Here is a 14,917-nt window from a genome sequence, read left to right on the forward strand (position 1 = left end):
CTGCATTCAGGCAGATGGAGCGGTAGTGCGGCTGTTCATCCGAACACTCGGGGCGGCCCTGGCGGTCGCGGCGCTCGGCGTCGCCACCGGCTGCGGCTCCTCGGACGACGGCACCCCGCCCTCGACCTCGTCGTCGCCCCGGCCGCCACCGCCCGGTCCTGGACCGATCACCTCACCCCGATGACGACCCTCGCGGTGACCTTCGGCGTCGGCAGTGGCCTCGGCGGGCTGCGGCTGTCCTGGTACGCGGAGGTCGCGGCGGGAGGGAGCATCTCCCTGGCCGCCACGGCCCTGCTGCGCGGCTCTCTCGCCGCGGCCCCACTGCGGGACCGGCTGCGCGCCACCCGGCGGGCAGCCGCATGAACGCCGATGCCGCACGCGGCGGACCGTACCGCGAGATCGAGGCGGCCGTCGACATCCTCCGGCTCGTCGCCCATCCGCTGCGCATCCGGATCCTGCTCCATCTCCGACAGGCCGACGCCTGCGTCACCGATCTGAGCACCGCGCTTCAGATCCCGGCGCCGAACGTCTCGCACCAGCTGCGCCATCTCCGGCACGCCCACCTCGTCCGCCGCTACCGGGACGGCAGCCGGATGAACTACGCCCTCGCCGGAGACCGCGCGACGGCGCTCGTCGACGATGTCCTGCGCTTCTGCCGCCACCGTGGTCGAACGGCGGCAGCCGTCACGGACCAGGATCGAGTCAGGACCGGGGACCGAGCGCCGTCGAGACGTGAGGCGTCGTCCTGACCCCGCGTCGGGGAGGCCGGTTCCGAGTGCGGGCCCGCCGGACCGGGTGACGGACGCGACCCGGCCCCGGGTCAGACCGCGAGGGCCGCGCGCACCTCCCGCTCCGCCGTCACTCCCCCGTCGCCGTGCGAGGTGACCCGGCCGGATTCGAGGACGTGGTAGCGGTTCGCCACCCGCAGCGCGAACCCGAGGTGCTGCTCGACGAGCAGCAAGCCGAAGCCGGACTGCCGGGTCAGCTCGACGATCCGCTCCTGGATCTCGGCGACCACCGACGGCTGGATGCCCTCGGTCGGCTCGTCGAGCATGAGCAGCCGCGGCCGGGTGATCAACGCGCGGGCGATGGCGAGTTGCTGACGCTGGCCGCCGGAGAGCAGCCCGGCCCGCCGCCGCAGCAGCGGACGCAGCGCCGGGAACAGGTCGAGCACCTCCGCCGTCGCCACCGCGCCGTCGCGCCGGGCGTCGGCGACGAGGCGCAGGTTCTCCGCCGCCGTCAGGTGCGGGAAGCACTGCTGGCCCTGCGGGACGTACGCCATGCCGCGCGCCACCCGCTCGTGCGGCGCGAGACGGGTGACGTCCTCACCGTCCAGCTCGACGGTGCCGGCGGCCGGGCGCAGCAGCCCTGCCGCGACCCGCAACAGGGTGCTCTTACCGGCGCCGTTGTGCCCGAGCACCGCCGCCACCCCGTCGGGCGGGACGGCGAGGTCCACGCCGTGCAGCACCCGGGAACGCCCGTATCCGGCGTGCACCCCACGAAGGGTCAGCATCATGCCTCCAGACCGCTGGGGACCGGCCCGGCGTCGACCGGGTGGCCGAGGTAGACCTCCTGCACGCGCGGGTCCGCCTGGACCTGCGCCACGGTGCCCTCGCTGAGCACCTTCCCCGCGTGCAGCACGGTGACGCTGCGCGCGAAGCGACGCAGGAAGTCCATGTCGTGCTCGATCACCACCACCGTGCGGTCCCGGCTCACCGTCTCCAGCAGGGCGCCCGTGGCGTCGCGCTCCTCGTGGCTCATCCCGGCGACCGGCTCGTCGAGCAGCAGCAGCCGCGCGTCCTGCACCAGCAGCATGCCGATCTCCAGCCACTGCTTCTGGCCGTGCGCGAGGGTGCCGGCGAGCTGGTCGGCCCGGCCGGTCAGCCCGATGGTCTCCAGCGCGGCGGCCACCTCGCCGGGGATCCCCCGGCGACGCCGGGCCAGGGTGGCCCAGCTCCGGCGGGCGCCCGCGGCGATGTCGAGGTTCTGCACGACCGACAGCTCCTCGAAGACCGTCGACGTCTGGAACGTCCGGCCGACGCCGAGCCGGCTGATCCGGTGCACCGGGCGACCCAGCAGCTCCTGGTCGCCGAAGCACACCGAGCCGGTGGCCCGCACCAGACCGGTGATCGCGTCGACCAGGGTGGTCTTGCCGGCACCGTTCGGCCCGATCAGGAACCGGATGTCACCGGCGGGCACCTCCAGCGAGACGCCGTCGACGGCGGTGAAGCCGTCGAAGCTGACCCGCACGTCACGGACGGACAGCCCGTCCAGCCGGTCGCCGCTCGTGCCGTGCTGACTGGGCACGCGCTCACGGCCCTCGCCACGCTCGGTGCGTTCGCTCATGCCGCGCTGACTGGGCACGCGCTCACGGCCCTCGCCACGCTCGGTGCGTTCGCTCATGCCGTGCCGACTGGGCATGCGCTCACGGCCCTCGCCACGCTCGGTGCGTTCGCTCATGCCGTGCCGACTGGGCATGCGCTCACGGCCCTCGCCACGCTCGGTGCGTTCGCTCATGCCGTGCCGACTGGGCATGCGCTCACGGCCCTCGCCACGCTCGGTGCGTTCGCTCATGCCGTGCCGACTGGGCATGCGCTCACGGCCCTCGCTACGCTCGGTGCGTTCGCTCATGCCGTCGGCACCTCCGCCCGCTCGGCACGTCGTCGGCCCAGCGCCGGCCAGCCACGCCGGCTCCGCTCCGGGCCGGCGTCGCGGCGGCGGGCCAGCGCCCACAGCGACGCCAGGCCGCCGGGAAGGAACGCCACCACCACCACGAAGAGCAGACCCTGCAGGTACGTCCAGGTGCCCGGGAAACGTTCGGAGAGGGCGGTACGCGCCCAGGCGACCGCCACCGCGCCGAGCACCGGCCCGAGCAGCGTGGCCCGGCCGCCGACCGCCACACCGATGACGAACTCGATCGACGGGACGATGCCGATGAGGGCGGGCGAGATGATGCCCACCGCCGGCACGAACAGCGCGCCGGCGAGGCCCGCCATACCCGCCGCCACCACGTAGGCGACGAGCTTGACCGACGCCGGGTCGTAGCCGAGGAAACGGACCCGCTCCTCGCTGTCACGCACCGCCACCAGCAGTTCCCCGTAGCGGCTGTGGACGATCTGGCGGGCCAGCGCGAGCAGCGCGAGCAGGACGCCGGCGATGATGAAGTAGACCATCCGCTGGTTGACCGGGTCGTCCAGGTCGTAACCGAAGAAGCCCTGGATGTCGGTGAGCCCGTTGGTGCCGCCCGTGGTCCCCTGCTGGCCGATCAACAGGATCACCATGGCGGCGGCGAGCGCCTGGCTGAGGATGGCGAAGTACGCGCCCCGCACACGGCGGCGGAACACCAGTGAGCCGAGCCCGAAGGCGACGGCCATCGGCAGCAGCACCGTGGCCGGCAGCGCGAACCACGGGCTGGCGAACGGCCGCCACCAGACTGGCAGTTCGTCGAGCTGCCCGTACAGCTGCATGAAGTCGGGCATCCCACCGAGACCCGCGTCGGCGAGCTTGAGGTGCATGGCCATCGCGTAGCCGCCCAGGCCGAAGAAGACGCCCTGGCCGAGGGTGAGCATGCCGCCGCGCCCCCAGGCGATGCCGATGCCGACGGCCACCATGGCGACGCAGAGGTACTTGGCGAGCAGGGCCAGCCGGAAGTCCGACAGCGCCAGCGGCGCGACGGCGAACAGCAGCGCCGCGCCGAACGCGAACCCCGCCGCCGCGCGCAGCCGGGACCGGCCGTCGGACCGGTGCGGAGGTACGATGCCGGCCGGGGCCGGTGCGCCGGCGGTGCTCGGCGGCGCGGGTGTCACGGCGGTCATGCGAGGCTCCTGGTCCGCAGGGTGAACAGGCCCTGTGGCCGCCACTGGAGGAACGCGACGATCGCCACGAAGACGATCACCTTGGCGACGCTGAGGGTCGTGAGGTACTCCCCGGTGGCCTGGAGGACCCCGAGGGCGAAGGCGACGATCACGCTGCCCTTGAGCTGACCGATCCCGCCGACCACGACGACCAGGAAGGCGTCGATGATCAGGTTGGTGCCCATGGTCGGGCCGATCGGGCCGAGCAGGGTGAGCGCCACCCCGGCGAGCCCGGCCAGGCCCGAGCCGAGAAAGAAGGTCGTCCGGTCGACCCGGGCGGTGGGGACGCCGGACACCGCGGCGAGGTCGCGGTTCTGCACGACCGCGCGGATCCGGCGCCCCAACGGGGTGAGCCGCAGCGCCAGGGTGAGGGCGGCGACGGCGGCCAGGGCCAGGGCCAGGATGAACAGCCGGTTGTTGGCGACCGTCAGCCCGCCCGGCAGCGCCACGTTGCCGGTGAGCAGGTCCGGCGCGCGGGTCTGCACGTTCGGACTGCCGAAGATGTCCCGGGCGAGCTGTTGCAGCATCAGGGACACGCCCCAGGTGACCAGCAGGGTGTCCAGGGGACGGGCGTAGAGCCGGCGGATCAGCAGGATCTCCAGCAGCACCCCCATCGTGCCGGCGACCACGAACGCCACCGGCAGCGCGACCAGCAGCGACAAACCGGCGCCGGTGATGCTCTGTTGCAGCACGTACGTGGTGTAGGCGCCGGCCATGATGAACTCGCCGTGCGCCATGTTGATGACGTTCATCTGGCCGAAGGTCAGCGCCAGCCCGAGCGCGATGAGCAGCAGCACCGCGCCGATGCTGATGCCGGTGAAGAGTTGACCGAAGAGGACTGTCACGGTGGGTACTCCCGTACTGCTGGTCGGGGCCCGGGCGGGGCGCGTCGTCGCGGCGCCCGCCCGGGGCCGGCGTCGTCAGCTCAGGCCGCTCGCCCACGGATAGGTCTTGAGGTACGGGTCCGGCGCGACCGGCTTGCCGGAGTTCCACACCTCCGTGATCAGGCCGTCGGCGCCGATCTTGCCGATGCGGGCGGTCTTGGCGATGTGCTGGGTCTTGCCGTCGACAGTGACCAGGCCCTCCGGCGCGTCGAAGGTGATTCCGTCGGAGGCCCCGCGGACCTTCTCGACGTCGAACGCGCCGGCCTTCTCGACCATCGCCTTCCACAGGTAGACGCTGACGTAGGCGGCCTCCATCGGGTCGCTCGTCGGTTTGTCCGCGCCGTACTTCGCCTTGTACGCGGCCACGAACTTGCTGTTCGCCGCGCCGGGCGTGGTCTGGTAGTAGTTCCAGGCGGTCAGCTGACCCTCCAGGTACTGGGTGCCGATGCTCTTGACCTCCTCCTCGGCGATGGACACCGACACCACCGGCATCGCGGCGGCGGTCAGCCCCGCCGACTTGTACTCCTTGAAGAACGCCACGTTGCTGTCGCCGTTCAGGGTGTTGAAGACCGCCTTCGCGCCGGACGACTTGACCTTGTTGACGATCGTGCCGAATTCGGTGGACCCGAGCGGCGCGTAATCCTCGCCGACCACTGTCATCCCGTTCGCCGCCGCGTACGCCTTGATGATTTTGTTGGCCGTCCGCGGGAAGACGTAGTCGCTGCCGACCAGGTATACCGATTTCGTTCCCTGGGCCTTGAGGTAGTCGAGCCCGGGGACGATCTGCTGGTTGGTCGTCGCGCCCGTGTAGAAGATGTAGGGCGACTGTTCCAGACCCTCGTACTGCACCGGGTAGAACAGCAGCGCCTTGTTCTTCTCGAACACCGGCTTGACCGCCTTGCGGCTGGCCGACGTCCAGCAGCCGAAAACGGCTGCGACCCGGTCCTCGGAGATGAGCTTCTCGGCCTTCTCCGCGAAGGTCGGCCAGTCCGAGGCACCGTCCTCCCCGACCGGCTGGATCTTCTTGCCGAGGACGCCGCCGGCCGCGTTGATCTCCTCGACGGCGAGCATGATGGAGTCGCGGACGGTGACCTCGCTGATCGCCATGGTGCCGGAGAGCGAATTGAGCAGGCCCACCTTGACGGTGTCGCCGGAGACGTCGGCGGTGACGCCGGCCGCGCCGCCCTCGTCACTGGTCTTGCTGCCGCAAGCGGTCACGGCCGCCGCGGCGACGAGGGTCATGGCACCCGCCAGGAGGCGGCGGCCCCAAAGAACTGACATCTAATCTCCCTGCGGTGCACTGAAGTAGCGAAAGGACGGCCGGTGCGGTCCGGTGGAGTTGGCGATGCCGAGGTCGGCGGGTGGACGTCGCCTACGGTCGTCGCATCGGTTACGGGCACGCAAAGCGTCGACCGACATGATTGCGCGGACGTTTCCCAGTCCTTAATTGACTGTTTCCCGCGCACGTGAAAGCGCGCACGCGATAACGGCTGACACCGTGACTGGTTCGACGAATAATTGCCACCACAATGGTCGGCGGACAGATTCCGCCGACGGTGGACAGGCATTCGTGGTATCCGCCCTCCGGGCAGATACTTCAGGCAGGAAGCATCTTAGGGTCGGGCCGGGTGGACGTGTCAAGGGTCGGAACCGGGCGGTCAGATCTGGGCGAGCACGATGAAGTCGAGACCGTCGGCGTCGGCGAGGTAGATCCGCTGGCGCACGTGCCGTCGACGCAGCCGCAGCCGACCGCGCGGCCCGTGGTACGCCACCGTACGTCGAGGGTGCGGGCCTGCCCGATCAGGGCGGCGGCGAGCAGCATCACGCCCTCTTGACATCCTCTCCGCCCTGAAGGACGGAGATTCCCTCCACGCTACGCGTGGAACACGCGGCGTCCGGGTGGGTTACCGCTTCGCCGCGCGGTGCCGGGACGAGTCCCGGTCTTACCTGCGCTCCACGGTCGTTTCGACTCTCCGCCTGTCCAGCGGCGAGCACGTTGACGGCGGCGTTGACGTCCCGGTCGTGGGCTGCTCCGCAGAGGCAGTCCCATTCCCGGACGTTCAGCGCCATCTTGTCGTTGATCCGGCCACAGTCGGAGCACATGCGGGTGGACGGGAAGAACCGGTCCACCCGGCCGAAGGTGCGCCCGTACCTCGCGGCCTTGTACTCCAGCATGGCGGTGAAGCTTGCCCAGCCCGCATCGTGTACCGATTTGGCGAGCCGGGTCCGGCTGAGACCGACGACGCACAGGTCCTCGACGTACACCGCTTGGTTGTCGCGGATGATCCGTGTGGAGAGCTTGTGCTGCCAGTCCCGCCGGGTGTCGGTCACCCGGGCGTGCACCGTGGCGACCTTCACGACGGCCTTCTTGCGGTTGGCCGAGCCCTTCTGCTTGCGCGAGAGGGCCTGCTGCAACCGCTTGAGCTTGCGCGCGGCCCGGCGCAGGAACTTCGGCGCGGCAACCTTCGTGCCGTCCGACAGCACCGCGAAGTGGGTCAGGCCCAGGTCGATGCCCACCTCGGAGTCGACCGGCGGCAGCGTCTCGTCCTGGCTGGTCTGGACGACGAACGAGGCGAAGTACCGCCCGGCCGCATCCCGGATGATCGCCACGCTGGACGGGTCCGACGGCAGCGTCCGCGACCAGCGCACGTCCAGGTCGCCGATCTTCGGCAGCCGCAGGCGGCCGTTGTCGAGGACCTTGAACCGGCTGTTCTTGGTGAACCGGATGGCCTGCCGCCTGTCCTTGCGGGACCGGAGCCGGGGTAGTCCGATCTTGCGGCCCTTGCGCTTGCCGGAGACCGAGGCGAAGAAATTACGGTACGCGGTATTCAGGTCGGCCAGGGCCTGCTGCAACACCACGGCCGATACCTCGCCCAGCCACGCCCGCTGCGGCGTCAGTTTCGCCTCGGTGATCAGACGGCGGGAAAGCTCTCCATCGGAGACGTACTTCTCGCCCGCCTCCCAAGCCTGCTGGCGCAGCCTGAGTCCGTCGTTGAACACCACCCGCGCGCACCCGAACGCCCTGGCCAGCTCGACCTGGTGGCCGGGCGTCGGGTAGACGCGGAACTGGTACCGGAGCTGCACGGGAAACACCAACATGTTGGTTCATGGCTGAGCTTGCAGACATTCGCACCGGCAGAGACTGCGTTTTCGCAATGCACGTCCACTTGGTCTTCGTGGCGAAGTTCCGGCACAAGGTGTTCGCGGACCGGCACCTGACCCGGATGGAGGAGATCATGCGGGACGTGTGCGCCGACTTCGAGGCCGAGCTGGTCGAGTTCGACGGCGAGAACAACCACGTGCATCTCCTGGTCAACTTCCCGCCCAAGGTCGCGGTAAGCCCGGCTGGTCAACTCCCTCAAGGGCGTCTCCTCGCGACGGCTGCGGCAGGAGTTCCCCGACCTCGTCCGCCACTACTACCGGGCCAGCAAGCTCTGGTCGGGCTCGTACTTCGCGGGCTCCGTCGGCGGGGCACCGCTAAGCGTCGTGAAGCAGTACATCGAGCAGCAGAACCGTCCCGGTTAAGGCAATGCTCGGGCCCGGCAGCCCTCCCAGCGCGGGCGTTCACCCCCGGCCTGAAGGCCGGAGCACTGGCCCGCATTCCGGGTAGCAGGACTTCCCCAGGCTGCCCAGCGGCGGCGCCTCCACCCTGAACCGGCGGGCGAACTCGCCGTGGAAGTCGGGGTTCTCCTGCGTCACCAGACCGGCGAAGAAGCCCGCCGTGCTGTAGGCCGGCCGCGTCGCGCCCGCCCCGCTGGCCAGCAGCATGTTCTCGTCCATCAGGGTGCTCAGCCGCAGGCAACGCTGGTCCATCAACGCGGCAGGAAGGCCTGCCCCACCACGCGACCACCACTGCGCAGCACGTACCGCTGGGCCGCCCGCGCGGTGCGCCGGAGCCACACGTAGTTGTTGCCGACCACGAACCAGCGGCGCACGCCCTGTCCCCCCGCGAGCAACCGCATCGCGGGCCACATCTGGGCGTCCGGCGTCTCGCTGGTCAGATAGATCCCCTCGGTACGCTCACCGCCCTCGTACAGGGCGGTGTAGACGTAGGGCACGCGGTACGCGACCCGGGCGCGAGCGCCTGCCGCACCGAGGAGATGTGCCAACCGGTTACGCCCTGCACCGCGCCCACCGACACCGGCGCCTCCACCTGGGCGGCCACCTCGGCCGGCGGGTCGACCCGCTGGACCGCCGACGTATCCGGGCCTACCTGACCACCCGGGGCCGCCGCGAGCACGCCCGCCTCGACGAGCGGGTCCGGACCAGTCTCGCCGAGGCGGGCGTACCGGCCGGCACCGCCCTGCTCGACCACCTCGCCGACCTGATCGCCCGGCTCGACCCGGCGGGTCGCCGCGACAACGCCGAGGCGGCCGACCTTCGCCGCTGATCCCCGTACCGGATCAGGCCGCCCCGCCCACCTCCACGTCGAGGTGGGTGCGCAGCGTGTGCGCGTCGGGAGCGGTGGCGGTCCACAGTGTCGCCGGACCACCTGCCAGGGGCAGCCGGGCGAGGGTGCCCTGGACCGTCGCGGGCTCGTGGGGAAGCGACGGGTCCACCACCAGCAGCGACCCGGTGGCCGGCGCGCCGCCGAGCACCGCGGGGCCGGCCCAGCCGGGCGCGCCCGGTCCCACCGCCAGCGACTGGCGCAGCAGCGGCCGGCCGTCGTAGTCGACCCGGGTGTGGACGACAGCGCCGCCCGGCGCCTCGCCGTACCGGCCGCAGATCACCTCGTCGCGCCAGGTCAGCCTCGCCCCGGCGGCCAGCTCGACCCGGGACTCGGCGAGGTGGGCGCAGCCGGCCGCGGCGACCAGTTGCTCGGGCAGCCAGTGCAGCGCGCCGCCCTCGTGCACCACGACGCGGACCGTCATCCGCGACACGACGCCGGGCCGGCCGGGCAGGGCGACCGAGGCGGCGACGGTGTGCAGCCGCACCGCCGCCCCCGGTCCCACGTCGATCTCCAGCCGCAGGTCGTCGCCGGCGAGCGGGCCGGCCGCCCCGCCGACGACGTACACGGTCACGGCCCCGCCGCCGCCGGGCGTCTGTCGCAGCAGCAGCGGCGTCTCACCGCGCAGCTCGGCGAGGACCGTGCCGCCCCGGCCGTCGGCCCGGGCCACCAGCCGGGCGTACGCGCGCATCAGGCCGGGCCGCCCCGCGCGGCGGCCGGGTACGCTGCCGCGTGGTGGGCCAGTTCGTGGCGAATCCAGTCGGCGACCCGCCCCGCCGCCGGGTCGCCGACGATCGACAGGAACACCGTCGGCAGATCGCCGCGCCGGGCCCGCGCGTCCCGGTCCATGACGGCCAGGTCCGCGCCCACCATGGGGGCCAGGTCGGTCTTGTTGATCACGAGCAGGTCGGCGGACGTCACCCCGGGCCCGCCCTTGCGCGGCACCTTGTCCCCGCCGGCCACGTCGACCACGAATATCTGCCGGTCCACCAGCCCCCGGCTGAACGTGGCGGTGAGGTTGTCGCCGCCGCTCTCAACCAGCACCAGGTCCAGCGGACCGACCGTCTCGGCCAGCTCGTCCACGGCGTCGAGGTTGGCCCCGATGTCGTCCCGGATGGCGGTGTGCGGGCAGCAACCGGTCTCCACGGCGCGGATCCGGGCCGGGTCCAGCACGCCGGCCCGCTTGAGGAAGTCGGCGTCCTCGGTCGTGTAGATGTCGTTGGTGACCACGCCGAGTCGCAGCTCCCCGGCGAACGCCCGGCACAGGGCCGCCACCAGGGCGGTCTTGCCGGACCCGACCGGCCCGCCGATGCCGACGCGCAACGCCCGGCCGGGGAGTGCCAGCGGCGGGTGCGGGTCGACCCCCGGTTCGGGGTGGGTGTGCGGAACGGTCTCGTCGTGCGGGGCGGGATTCCGGCCGGCATCGGGCGCAACGGTGTCAGGACGCAAAGAGACGCACCTCCCAGGTGGCATGAGCTTCGGCATGGATGTCGGCAAGAGGGGCGGCCGCCGCGGGCAGCCGCCCGGGTGGGCCGTCGGCGGCCCGGGCCGCCTCGGCGGCGGTGCCGTCGCACAGGCCGGCGAGACCGACCAGCAGGGCCTGGACCCGGTACGGGTCGAGGCCGAGCAGGCGTACGGCCGCACTGGCCGCACCGGTCACCGTCCCGTGGACGGCGACCGTGGCGGTCTCGGCGCGGCTCAGGCCGGCGGCGGCGCAGAGCAGCCCGAGCACCAGCGGCTGGTGCGGTCCGCCAGGTGTGGAGGGCAGGTCGTCGAAGGACGCCTCCGGCCAGATGGCCCGGCCCGCGCGCAGCAGGGCCCGTCCCTGGCGACGGGACACCGTGCGCAGCGCCGGCGCCGCCGTCCGGGCGTCCAGCTCCGCGTCGAGCAACGCCAGCGTGGACCCGCGTACGGCGGCACCGGCCGAGGTCACCGCCCGGTGCGCCGCCGCCGCGAACGCCGCACCGACCAGCCCGGCGGTGGCCAGCCGGCCGGCCAGGAACGCCTCCAACGTGGCCAGGTCGGTGACCCGGCCGGCGGCGACGGCGGCCTCCAGGCCGCCTGAGTGGGCGTGCGCGCCGGCCGGGAAGCGACCGTCGGCCAGCAGCAGGAACAGGCTCGACGTCGCCATCAGAACAGGAAGTACCGCTGGGCCATGGGCAGGCGTGTCACCGGGTCCGGCTCCACCACCTGACCGTCGATCCGCACGGTGAAGGTGTCCGGGTCCACCTCGATCCGGGGCATCGCGTCGTTCTCCGGCAGGTCGGCCTTGCCCCGCGAACGCACGTCCGCGACGGGCACCACCCGCCGCCGCACGTCCAGGCGCAGCCCGGCGTCGAGGGCGGCCGGCGCGACGAACGCCAGGCTGGTGGCCGACGCCGCGGCGCCGTACGCCCCGAACATCGGGCGCGGCAACATCGGCTGCGGCGTCGGGATGGACGCGTTGGCGTCACCCATCTGGGCGTACGCGATCATGCCGCCCTTGAGCACCAGGTGCGGTCGTACGCCGAAGAACGCCGGATCCCACAGCACCAGGTCGGCCAGCTTGCCCGGCTCGACCGAGCCGATTTCCCGGTCCAGCCCGTTCGCCATCGCCGCGCAGATGGTGTACTTCGCCACGTACCGGCGGGCCCGGTGGTTGTCGGCCGCGCCGTCGCCGGGCAGCGCGCCGACCCGCTCCTTCATGACGTGCGCGCTCTGCCAGGTTCGCAGGATCACCTCGCCCACCCGGCCCATCGCCTGCGAATCGGAGCCGATGATGGAGATCGCGCCGAGGTCGTGCAGCAGGTCCTCGGCGGCCATGGTGGACGGTCGGATGCGGCTCTCGGCGAACGCCAGGTCCTCCGGCACGGACGGGTTGAGATGGTGGCAGACCATCAGCATGTCCAGGTGCTCGGCGAGCGTGTTGGCGGTGTACGGCCGGGTCGGATTGGTCGACGACGGCAGCACGTTGGGCTCGCCGGCCACCGTGATGATGTCCGGCGCGTGCCCGCCGCCCGCGCCCTCGGTGTGGTACGAGTGGATGGCCCGGCCGGCGATCGCCCGCAGCGTGTCGGCCACGAAACCGGCCTCGTTGAGGGTGTCGGTGTGGATGGACACCTGCACCCCGGAGGCCTCCGCCACCCGCAGGCAGGCGTCGATCGCCGCCGGTGTGGTGCCCCAGTCCTCGTGCAGCTTGAAACCGCCCGCGCCGGCGCGCAACTGCTCCCACAGCGCCTCCTGCGAGACGGTGTTGCCCTTGCCGAGCAACAGCACGTTGACCGGCAGCGTGTCCAGCGCCTCGTGCATGCGGGCCAGGTGCCAGGCGTTCGGGGTGACAGTCGTGGCCCGGGTGCCCTCGGCGGGGCCGGTGCCGCCGCCGACGAGTGTGGTGATGCCGCCGGCCAGCGCCTCGGTGACGATCTCCGGGCAGATGAAGTGCACGTGGGTGTCGACGGCGCCGGCCGTGAGGATCCGGCCGTTCCCGGCGATGACCTCGGTGGCCGGGCCGATGACCAGCTCGGGGTGGACGCCGGGCATGGTGTCCGGGTTGCCGGCCCGGCCCAGCGCCACGATCCGCCCGTCGCGCAGACCCACGTCGGCCTTGACCACGCCCCAGTGGTCGAGCACCACCGCGCCGGTGACGACGGTGTCGAGGGCGCCCTCGGCGCGGGTCGCCCGCGACTGCCCCATCGACTCGCGGATCACCTTCCCACCGCCGAAGACCGCCTCGTCGCCGCCCACGCAGTGGTCGGTCTCCACCTCGATCAGCAGGCTCGTGTCGGCCAGCCGGATGCGGTCGCCGGTGGTCGGCCCGTACAGGTCGATGTAGCGGTCCCGCCGCACGGCGCTCACCGCGCCGGCCCGTCGGTCGCCGGCGCCCCGCTCGTCGGCGCGTCCGTTCCCGGCGCGGGCGGTGACGCTTCGTCCAGCGGCCCGGCGCACTCGCCGCGAAGGCCGGGCACGACGCGGGCGCCGCCGAGCGGGACCAGCTCGACGTGGCGGCTCACGCCCGGCTCGAACCGGACCGAGGTACCCGCCGCGACGGCGAGACGCTGACCCCAGGCGACGGCCCGGTCGAACATCAGGGCCGGGTTGGCCTCGGCGAAGTGGTAGTGCGAGCCGACCTGGACCGGGCGGTCGGCGGTGTTGACCACGACCACTGTGGTCACCGGCCGGCCCACGTTGATCTCGACCGGGCCGGCCGCCGGCAGGATCTCCCCGGGGATCACGGGATCGGGTGGTGCACCGTCACGAGCTTGGTACCGTCCGGGAACGTCGCCTCCACCTGCACCTCCCTCAGCAGCTCGGGGATGCCGTCCTGGACGTCGTCGCGGCCGAGCACCGTCCGGCCGGCGGACATGAGGTCGACCACCGACCGTCCGTCGCGGGCCCCTTCGAGCAGGAAGGCGACGATGATCGCGACGGCTTCGGGATAGTTGAGTCGCAGGCCGCGCTCGCGGCGGCGGCGAGCGACATCGGCCGCGACGTGGACGAGCAGGCGGTCCTGCTCGTGCGGGCTGAGGAACACGGGATTCTCCGGTGGGGATCGGCGTGGCCCGCTCGCCGTCGGCTCCGCGCGGAGCCGCGCCGGGCAGCACCACCCGGAGGACGAGCTGAAGTCACACGACCGCCGCGACGACCGCCGACGGGGTGGCCCGGGACTCCACCATCCCGGCCCGCGCGACGGGCACCCGGCGGTGTCGGTCGGATGCGGACCGCACCGCCCACCGCTTCAGCAGACCGTAGAGGATCGCCACCGGCGCGGGCAACAGTGTGCTCGGGACGAGGGATCGAGCGGTGCCGGCGTCGGGAGCGGACAGCCGACTCGACGCCATGCCGTCCCACGGTTCGCGGGCGCGCGCTTCCAGGCCCTCGGCCGGCGGGCCGGCCGAGGCTCGACCGGGGCGATCTCAGCCTGCGGTGACCACCGGACGAGAACGTCGCCGCACCACACCGGCGGACCCGGGCAGAGATCATAATCGGCACGATCCGATGCCCAGCATGGCGACCGTACTTCCCGGCGATGTGCGGACCTGCCGGCAGATGCCGGTTGTCGGCGGCCTACAGGTTGTTGATCCGGGCCAGCAGCTCTGCCTCGGTCAGCTCTTCCAGGACCGCGTCCTGCTTGCGGCCCAGGACCGCCAGCAACTTCTCCTTCTCCAGCTTCTTCGCCGCCGCCGCCTTCGCCGCCTGCTCCTCCGAGAGGCGGACGGCGATGACGTGCTTGACGACCTCCAACTTGGCCTCCAAGATCGCCTTGGCCGGATTGGCCTCGGTGGCCACGAACGACTCGGTGTCGACGGCCTTGAGCTCGGCGTTGACCGCCTTGGCCACATCATCGAGGCTGAAGCCGGACTTGGCGGTCAGCGGAAGCTCCCACAACTGTTCCGTGGTCAGCAGTCCCTTGGCCGACGGATAGCGGAACTTCTCGCGCGTGGCCTTCTCGAAAATGGTCACGACGGACTCTCTCCGATCTGTGGGTAGGGAATCAGAACTGGATGCTGATGAGGCGGCGCCGACCGCTGGTCATGGTCACCTTGGCGACCACAGAGCTGCGGACCGTGGAGCTGAAGCCGAGGCCGGACAGCTGATCCGGAGACGGCTCGCACTTGGTGCGGTCGCCGAGAACCTCGAACACCTTGCGGTGCGGTTGCAGGTCGGCACGGAGGAACTCGTTGTAGATCCCGCGCGCCGGCTGGTCGTTCACGCACCCCTTCAGGATGAAGAAGTAGTGCCGGTTGCCGACCTCG

The 14,917-nt window shown here is 71.9% G+C and carries 19 protein-coding genes and 2 pseudogenes; 4 read left to right on the forward strand and 17 right to left on the reverse strand.

Translation table 11 applies throughout. The features are described 5' to 3' along the window. Positions 1-90: 90 nt before the first annotated feature. Both V6U82_RS02915 and V6U82_RS02920 read left to right on the forward strand, forming a co-directional pair. Positions 91-363 carry a metal ABC transporter permease gene (locus V6U82_RS02915; RefSeq protein ID WP_436836974.1) on the forward strand — a complete coding sequence of 91 codons (273 nt, stop codon included), beginning with the start codon at positions 91-93 and terminating at the stop codon, positions 361-363. After that, on the forward strand, positions 360-749 hold the full coding sequence (locus V6U82_RS02920) for an ArsR/SmtB family transcription factor (RefSeq protein WP_128138693.1): 390 nt from the start codon (positions 360-362) through the stop codon (positions 747-749). The genes V6U82_RS02915 and V6U82_RS02920 overlap by 4 nt, the downstream gene beginning before the upstream one ends. A 71-nt stretch (positions 750-820) precedes the next feature. Here the strand turns inward: V6U82_RS02920 and urtE are convergent, their stop codons facing one another. The 6 genes from urtE to V6U82_RS02950 all read right to left on the reverse strand — a co-directional run bounded on the left by urtE (position 821) and on the right by V6U82_RS02950 (position 7,837). Beyond that, the gene (urtE, locus tag V6U82_RS02925) at positions 821-1,513 is read right to left on the reverse strand and encodes an urea ABC transporter ATP-binding subunit UrtE (protein ID WP_128138692.1); all 693 of its coding nucleotides are present in this window, start codon (positions 1,511-1,513) and stop codon (positions 821-823) included. Further along, on the reverse strand, positions 1,513-2,631 hold the full coding sequence (gene urtD / locus V6U82_RS02930; protein ID WP_334459004.1) for an urea ABC transporter ATP-binding protein UrtD: 1,119 nt from the start codon (positions 2,629-2,631) through the stop codon (positions 1,513-1,515). Before urtD ends, urtE begins: the two co-directional genes overlap by 1 nt. Further along, positions 2,628-3,815 carry an urea ABC transporter permease subunit UrtC gene (urtC, locus tag V6U82_RS02935; protein WP_334459006.1) on the reverse strand — a complete coding sequence of 396 codons (1,188 nt, stop codon included), beginning with the start codon at positions 3,813-3,815 and terminating at the stop codon, positions 2,628-2,630. The genes urtD and urtC overlap by 4 nt, the downstream gene beginning before the upstream one ends. Then, on the reverse strand, positions 3,812-4,699 hold the full coding sequence (gene urtB / locus V6U82_RS02940) for an urea ABC transporter permease subunit UrtB (protein ID WP_334459007.1): 888 nt from the start codon (positions 4,697-4,699) through the stop codon (positions 3,812-3,814). The genes urtC and urtB overlap by 4 nt, the downstream gene beginning before the upstream one ends. A gap of 75 nt (positions 4,700-4,774) precedes the next feature. After that, a complete protein-coding gene (gene urtA / locus V6U82_RS02945) occupies positions 4,775-6,019 on the reverse strand; it encodes an urea ABC transporter substrate-binding protein (RefSeq protein ID WP_181726713.1) in 1,245 nt (414 codons plus the stop codon). Between the two features lie 540 nt (positions 6,020-6,559). After that, a complete protein-coding gene (locus tag V6U82_RS02950) occupies positions 6,560-7,837 on the reverse strand; it encodes an RNA-guided endonuclease InsQ/TnpB family protein (protein WP_334459010.1) in 1,278 nt (425 codons plus the stop codon). An 8-nt stretch (positions 7,838-7,845) separates the two neighbouring features. Here V6U82_RS02950 and tnpA point away from each other — a divergent pair. Next, positions 7,846-8,263, forward strand: a pseudogene (gene tnpA / locus V6U82_RS02955) (IS200/IS605 family transposase). 39 nt (positions 8,264-8,302) lie between these two features. Here tnpA and V6U82_RS02960 read toward each other — a convergent pair. Further along, positions 8,303-8,554, reverse strand: coding sequence for a hypothetical protein (locus V6U82_RS02960; RefSeq protein WP_334459012.1), 252 nt, complete (start codon positions 8,552-8,554; stop codon positions 8,303-8,305). Further along, complete coding sequence (locus tag V6U82_RS02965; RefSeq protein ID WP_334459014.1) at positions 8,551-8,847, reverse strand: ABC transporter substrate-binding protein; 297 nt, start codon at positions 8,845-8,847, stop codon at positions 8,551-8,553. The genes V6U82_RS02960 and V6U82_RS02965 overlap by 4 nt, the downstream gene beginning before the upstream one ends. Between V6U82_RS02965 and V6U82_RS02970 the strand changes: the two genes are divergently transcribed. Then, entirely contained in the window at positions 8,841-9,128 is a 288-nt protein-coding gene (locus V6U82_RS02970) for a hypothetical protein (RefSeq protein WP_334459016.1), read from the forward strand. The genes V6U82_RS02965 and V6U82_RS02970 overlap by 7 nt on opposite strands. A gap of 13 nt (positions 9,129-9,141) precedes the next feature. Here the strand turns inward: V6U82_RS02970 and V6U82_RS02975 are convergent, their stop codons facing one another. From V6U82_RS02975 to V6U82_RS03015, 9 genes and pseudogenes are all read right to left on the reverse strand, one after another. Beyond that, positions 9,142-9,876, reverse strand: coding sequence for an urease accessory protein UreD (locus V6U82_RS02975; RefSeq protein ID WP_334459017.1), 735 nt, complete (start codon positions 9,874-9,876; stop codon positions 9,142-9,144). Next, the gene (gene ureG / locus V6U82_RS02980) at positions 9,876-10,634 is read right to left on the reverse strand and encodes an urease accessory protein UreG (RefSeq protein ID WP_334459018.1); all 759 of its coding nucleotides are present in this window, start codon (positions 10,632-10,634) and stop codon (positions 9,876-9,878) included. The genes V6U82_RS02975 and ureG overlap by 1 nt, the downstream gene beginning before the upstream one ends. Then, positions 10,624-11,316, reverse strand: a complete 693-nt coding sequence (locus V6U82_RS02985) for an urease accessory protein UreF (RefSeq protein WP_334459020.1) — start codon at positions 11,314-11,316, stop codon at positions 10,624-10,626. Before V6U82_RS02985 ends, ureG begins: the two co-directional genes overlap by 11 nt. After that, a complete protein-coding gene (locus tag V6U82_RS02990) occupies positions 11,316-13,019 on the reverse strand; it encodes an urease subunit alpha (RefSeq protein WP_334459021.1) in 1,704 nt (567 codons plus the stop codon). The genes V6U82_RS02985 and V6U82_RS02990 overlap by 1 nt, the downstream gene beginning before the upstream one ends. Further along, a complete protein-coding gene (locus V6U82_RS02995) occupies positions 13,016-13,396 on the reverse strand; it encodes an urease subunit beta (protein ID WP_128136277.1) in 381 nt (126 codons plus the stop codon). The genes V6U82_RS02990 and V6U82_RS02995 overlap by 4 nt, the downstream gene beginning before the upstream one ends. Beyond that, positions 13,393-13,695 carry an urease subunit gamma gene (locus V6U82_RS03000; RefSeq protein ID WP_128136276.1) on the reverse strand — a complete coding sequence of 101 codons (303 nt, stop codon included), beginning with the start codon at positions 13,693-13,695 and terminating at the stop codon, positions 13,393-13,395. Before V6U82_RS03000 ends, V6U82_RS02995 begins: the two co-directional genes overlap by 4 nt. A gap of 91 nt (positions 13,696-13,786) precedes the next feature. Continuing rightward, on the reverse strand, positions 13,787-14,002 hold the full coding sequence (locus tag V6U82_RS03005) for a hypothetical protein (RefSeq protein WP_128136275.1): 216 nt from the start codon (positions 14,000-14,002) through the stop codon (positions 13,787-13,789). Positions 14,003-14,228: 226 nt separating this feature from the next. Beyond that, positions 14,229-14,624, reverse strand: coding sequence for a hypothetical protein (locus V6U82_RS03010; protein WP_334459023.1), 396 nt, complete (start codon positions 14,622-14,624; stop codon positions 14,229-14,231). Between the two features lie 31 nt (positions 14,625-14,655). Continuing rightward, positions 14,656-14,917 (reverse strand): annotated as a pseudogene (locus V6U82_RS03015) (hypothetical protein); the annotation flags it as partial.

Origin of the sequence: Micromonospora sp. CPCC 205554 (assembly GCF_036902745.1) — a bacterium.
GTDB lineage: Bacteria > Actinomycetota > Actinomycetes > Mycobacteriales > Micromonosporaceae > Micromonospora > Micromonospora tulbaghiae.

Coding starts and splice junctions, on each gene's coding strand:
- V6U82_RS02975 (WP_334459017.1), bottom strand. CDS start 9,876: ATGCGCGCGTACGCCCGGCTGGTGGCCCGGGCCGACGGCCGGGGCGGC.
- urtE (WP_128138692.1), bottom strand. CDS start 1,513: ATGCTGACCCTTCGTGGGGTGCACGCCGGATACGGGCGTTCCCGGGTG.
- urtD (WP_334459004.1), bottom strand. CDS start 2,631: ATGAGCGAACGCACCGAGCGTAGCGAGGGCCGTGAGCGCATGCCCAGT.
- V6U82_RS02950 (WP_334459010.1), bottom strand. CDS start 7,837: ATGTTGGTGTTTCCCGTGCAGCTCCGGTACCAGTTCCGCGTCTACCCG.
- V6U82_RS02985 (WP_334459020.1), bottom strand. CDS start 11,316: ATGGCGACGTCGAGCCTGTTCCTGCTGCTGGCCGACGGTCGCTTCCCG.
- V6U82_RS03005 (WP_128136275.1), bottom strand. CDS start 14,002: ATGGCGTCGAGTCGGCTGTCCGCTCCCGACGCCGGCACCGCTCGATCC.
- urtC (WP_334459006.1), bottom strand. CDS start 3,815: ATGACCGCCGTGACACCCGCGCCGCCGAGCACCGCCGGCGCACCGGCC.
- urtA (WP_181726713.1), bottom strand. CDS start 6,019: ATGTCAGTTCTTTGGGGCCGCCGCCTCCTGGCGGGTGCCATGACCCTC.
- V6U82_RS02920 (WP_128138693.1), top strand. CDS start 360: ATGAACGCCGATGCCGCACGCGGCGGACCGTACCGCGAGATCGAGGCG.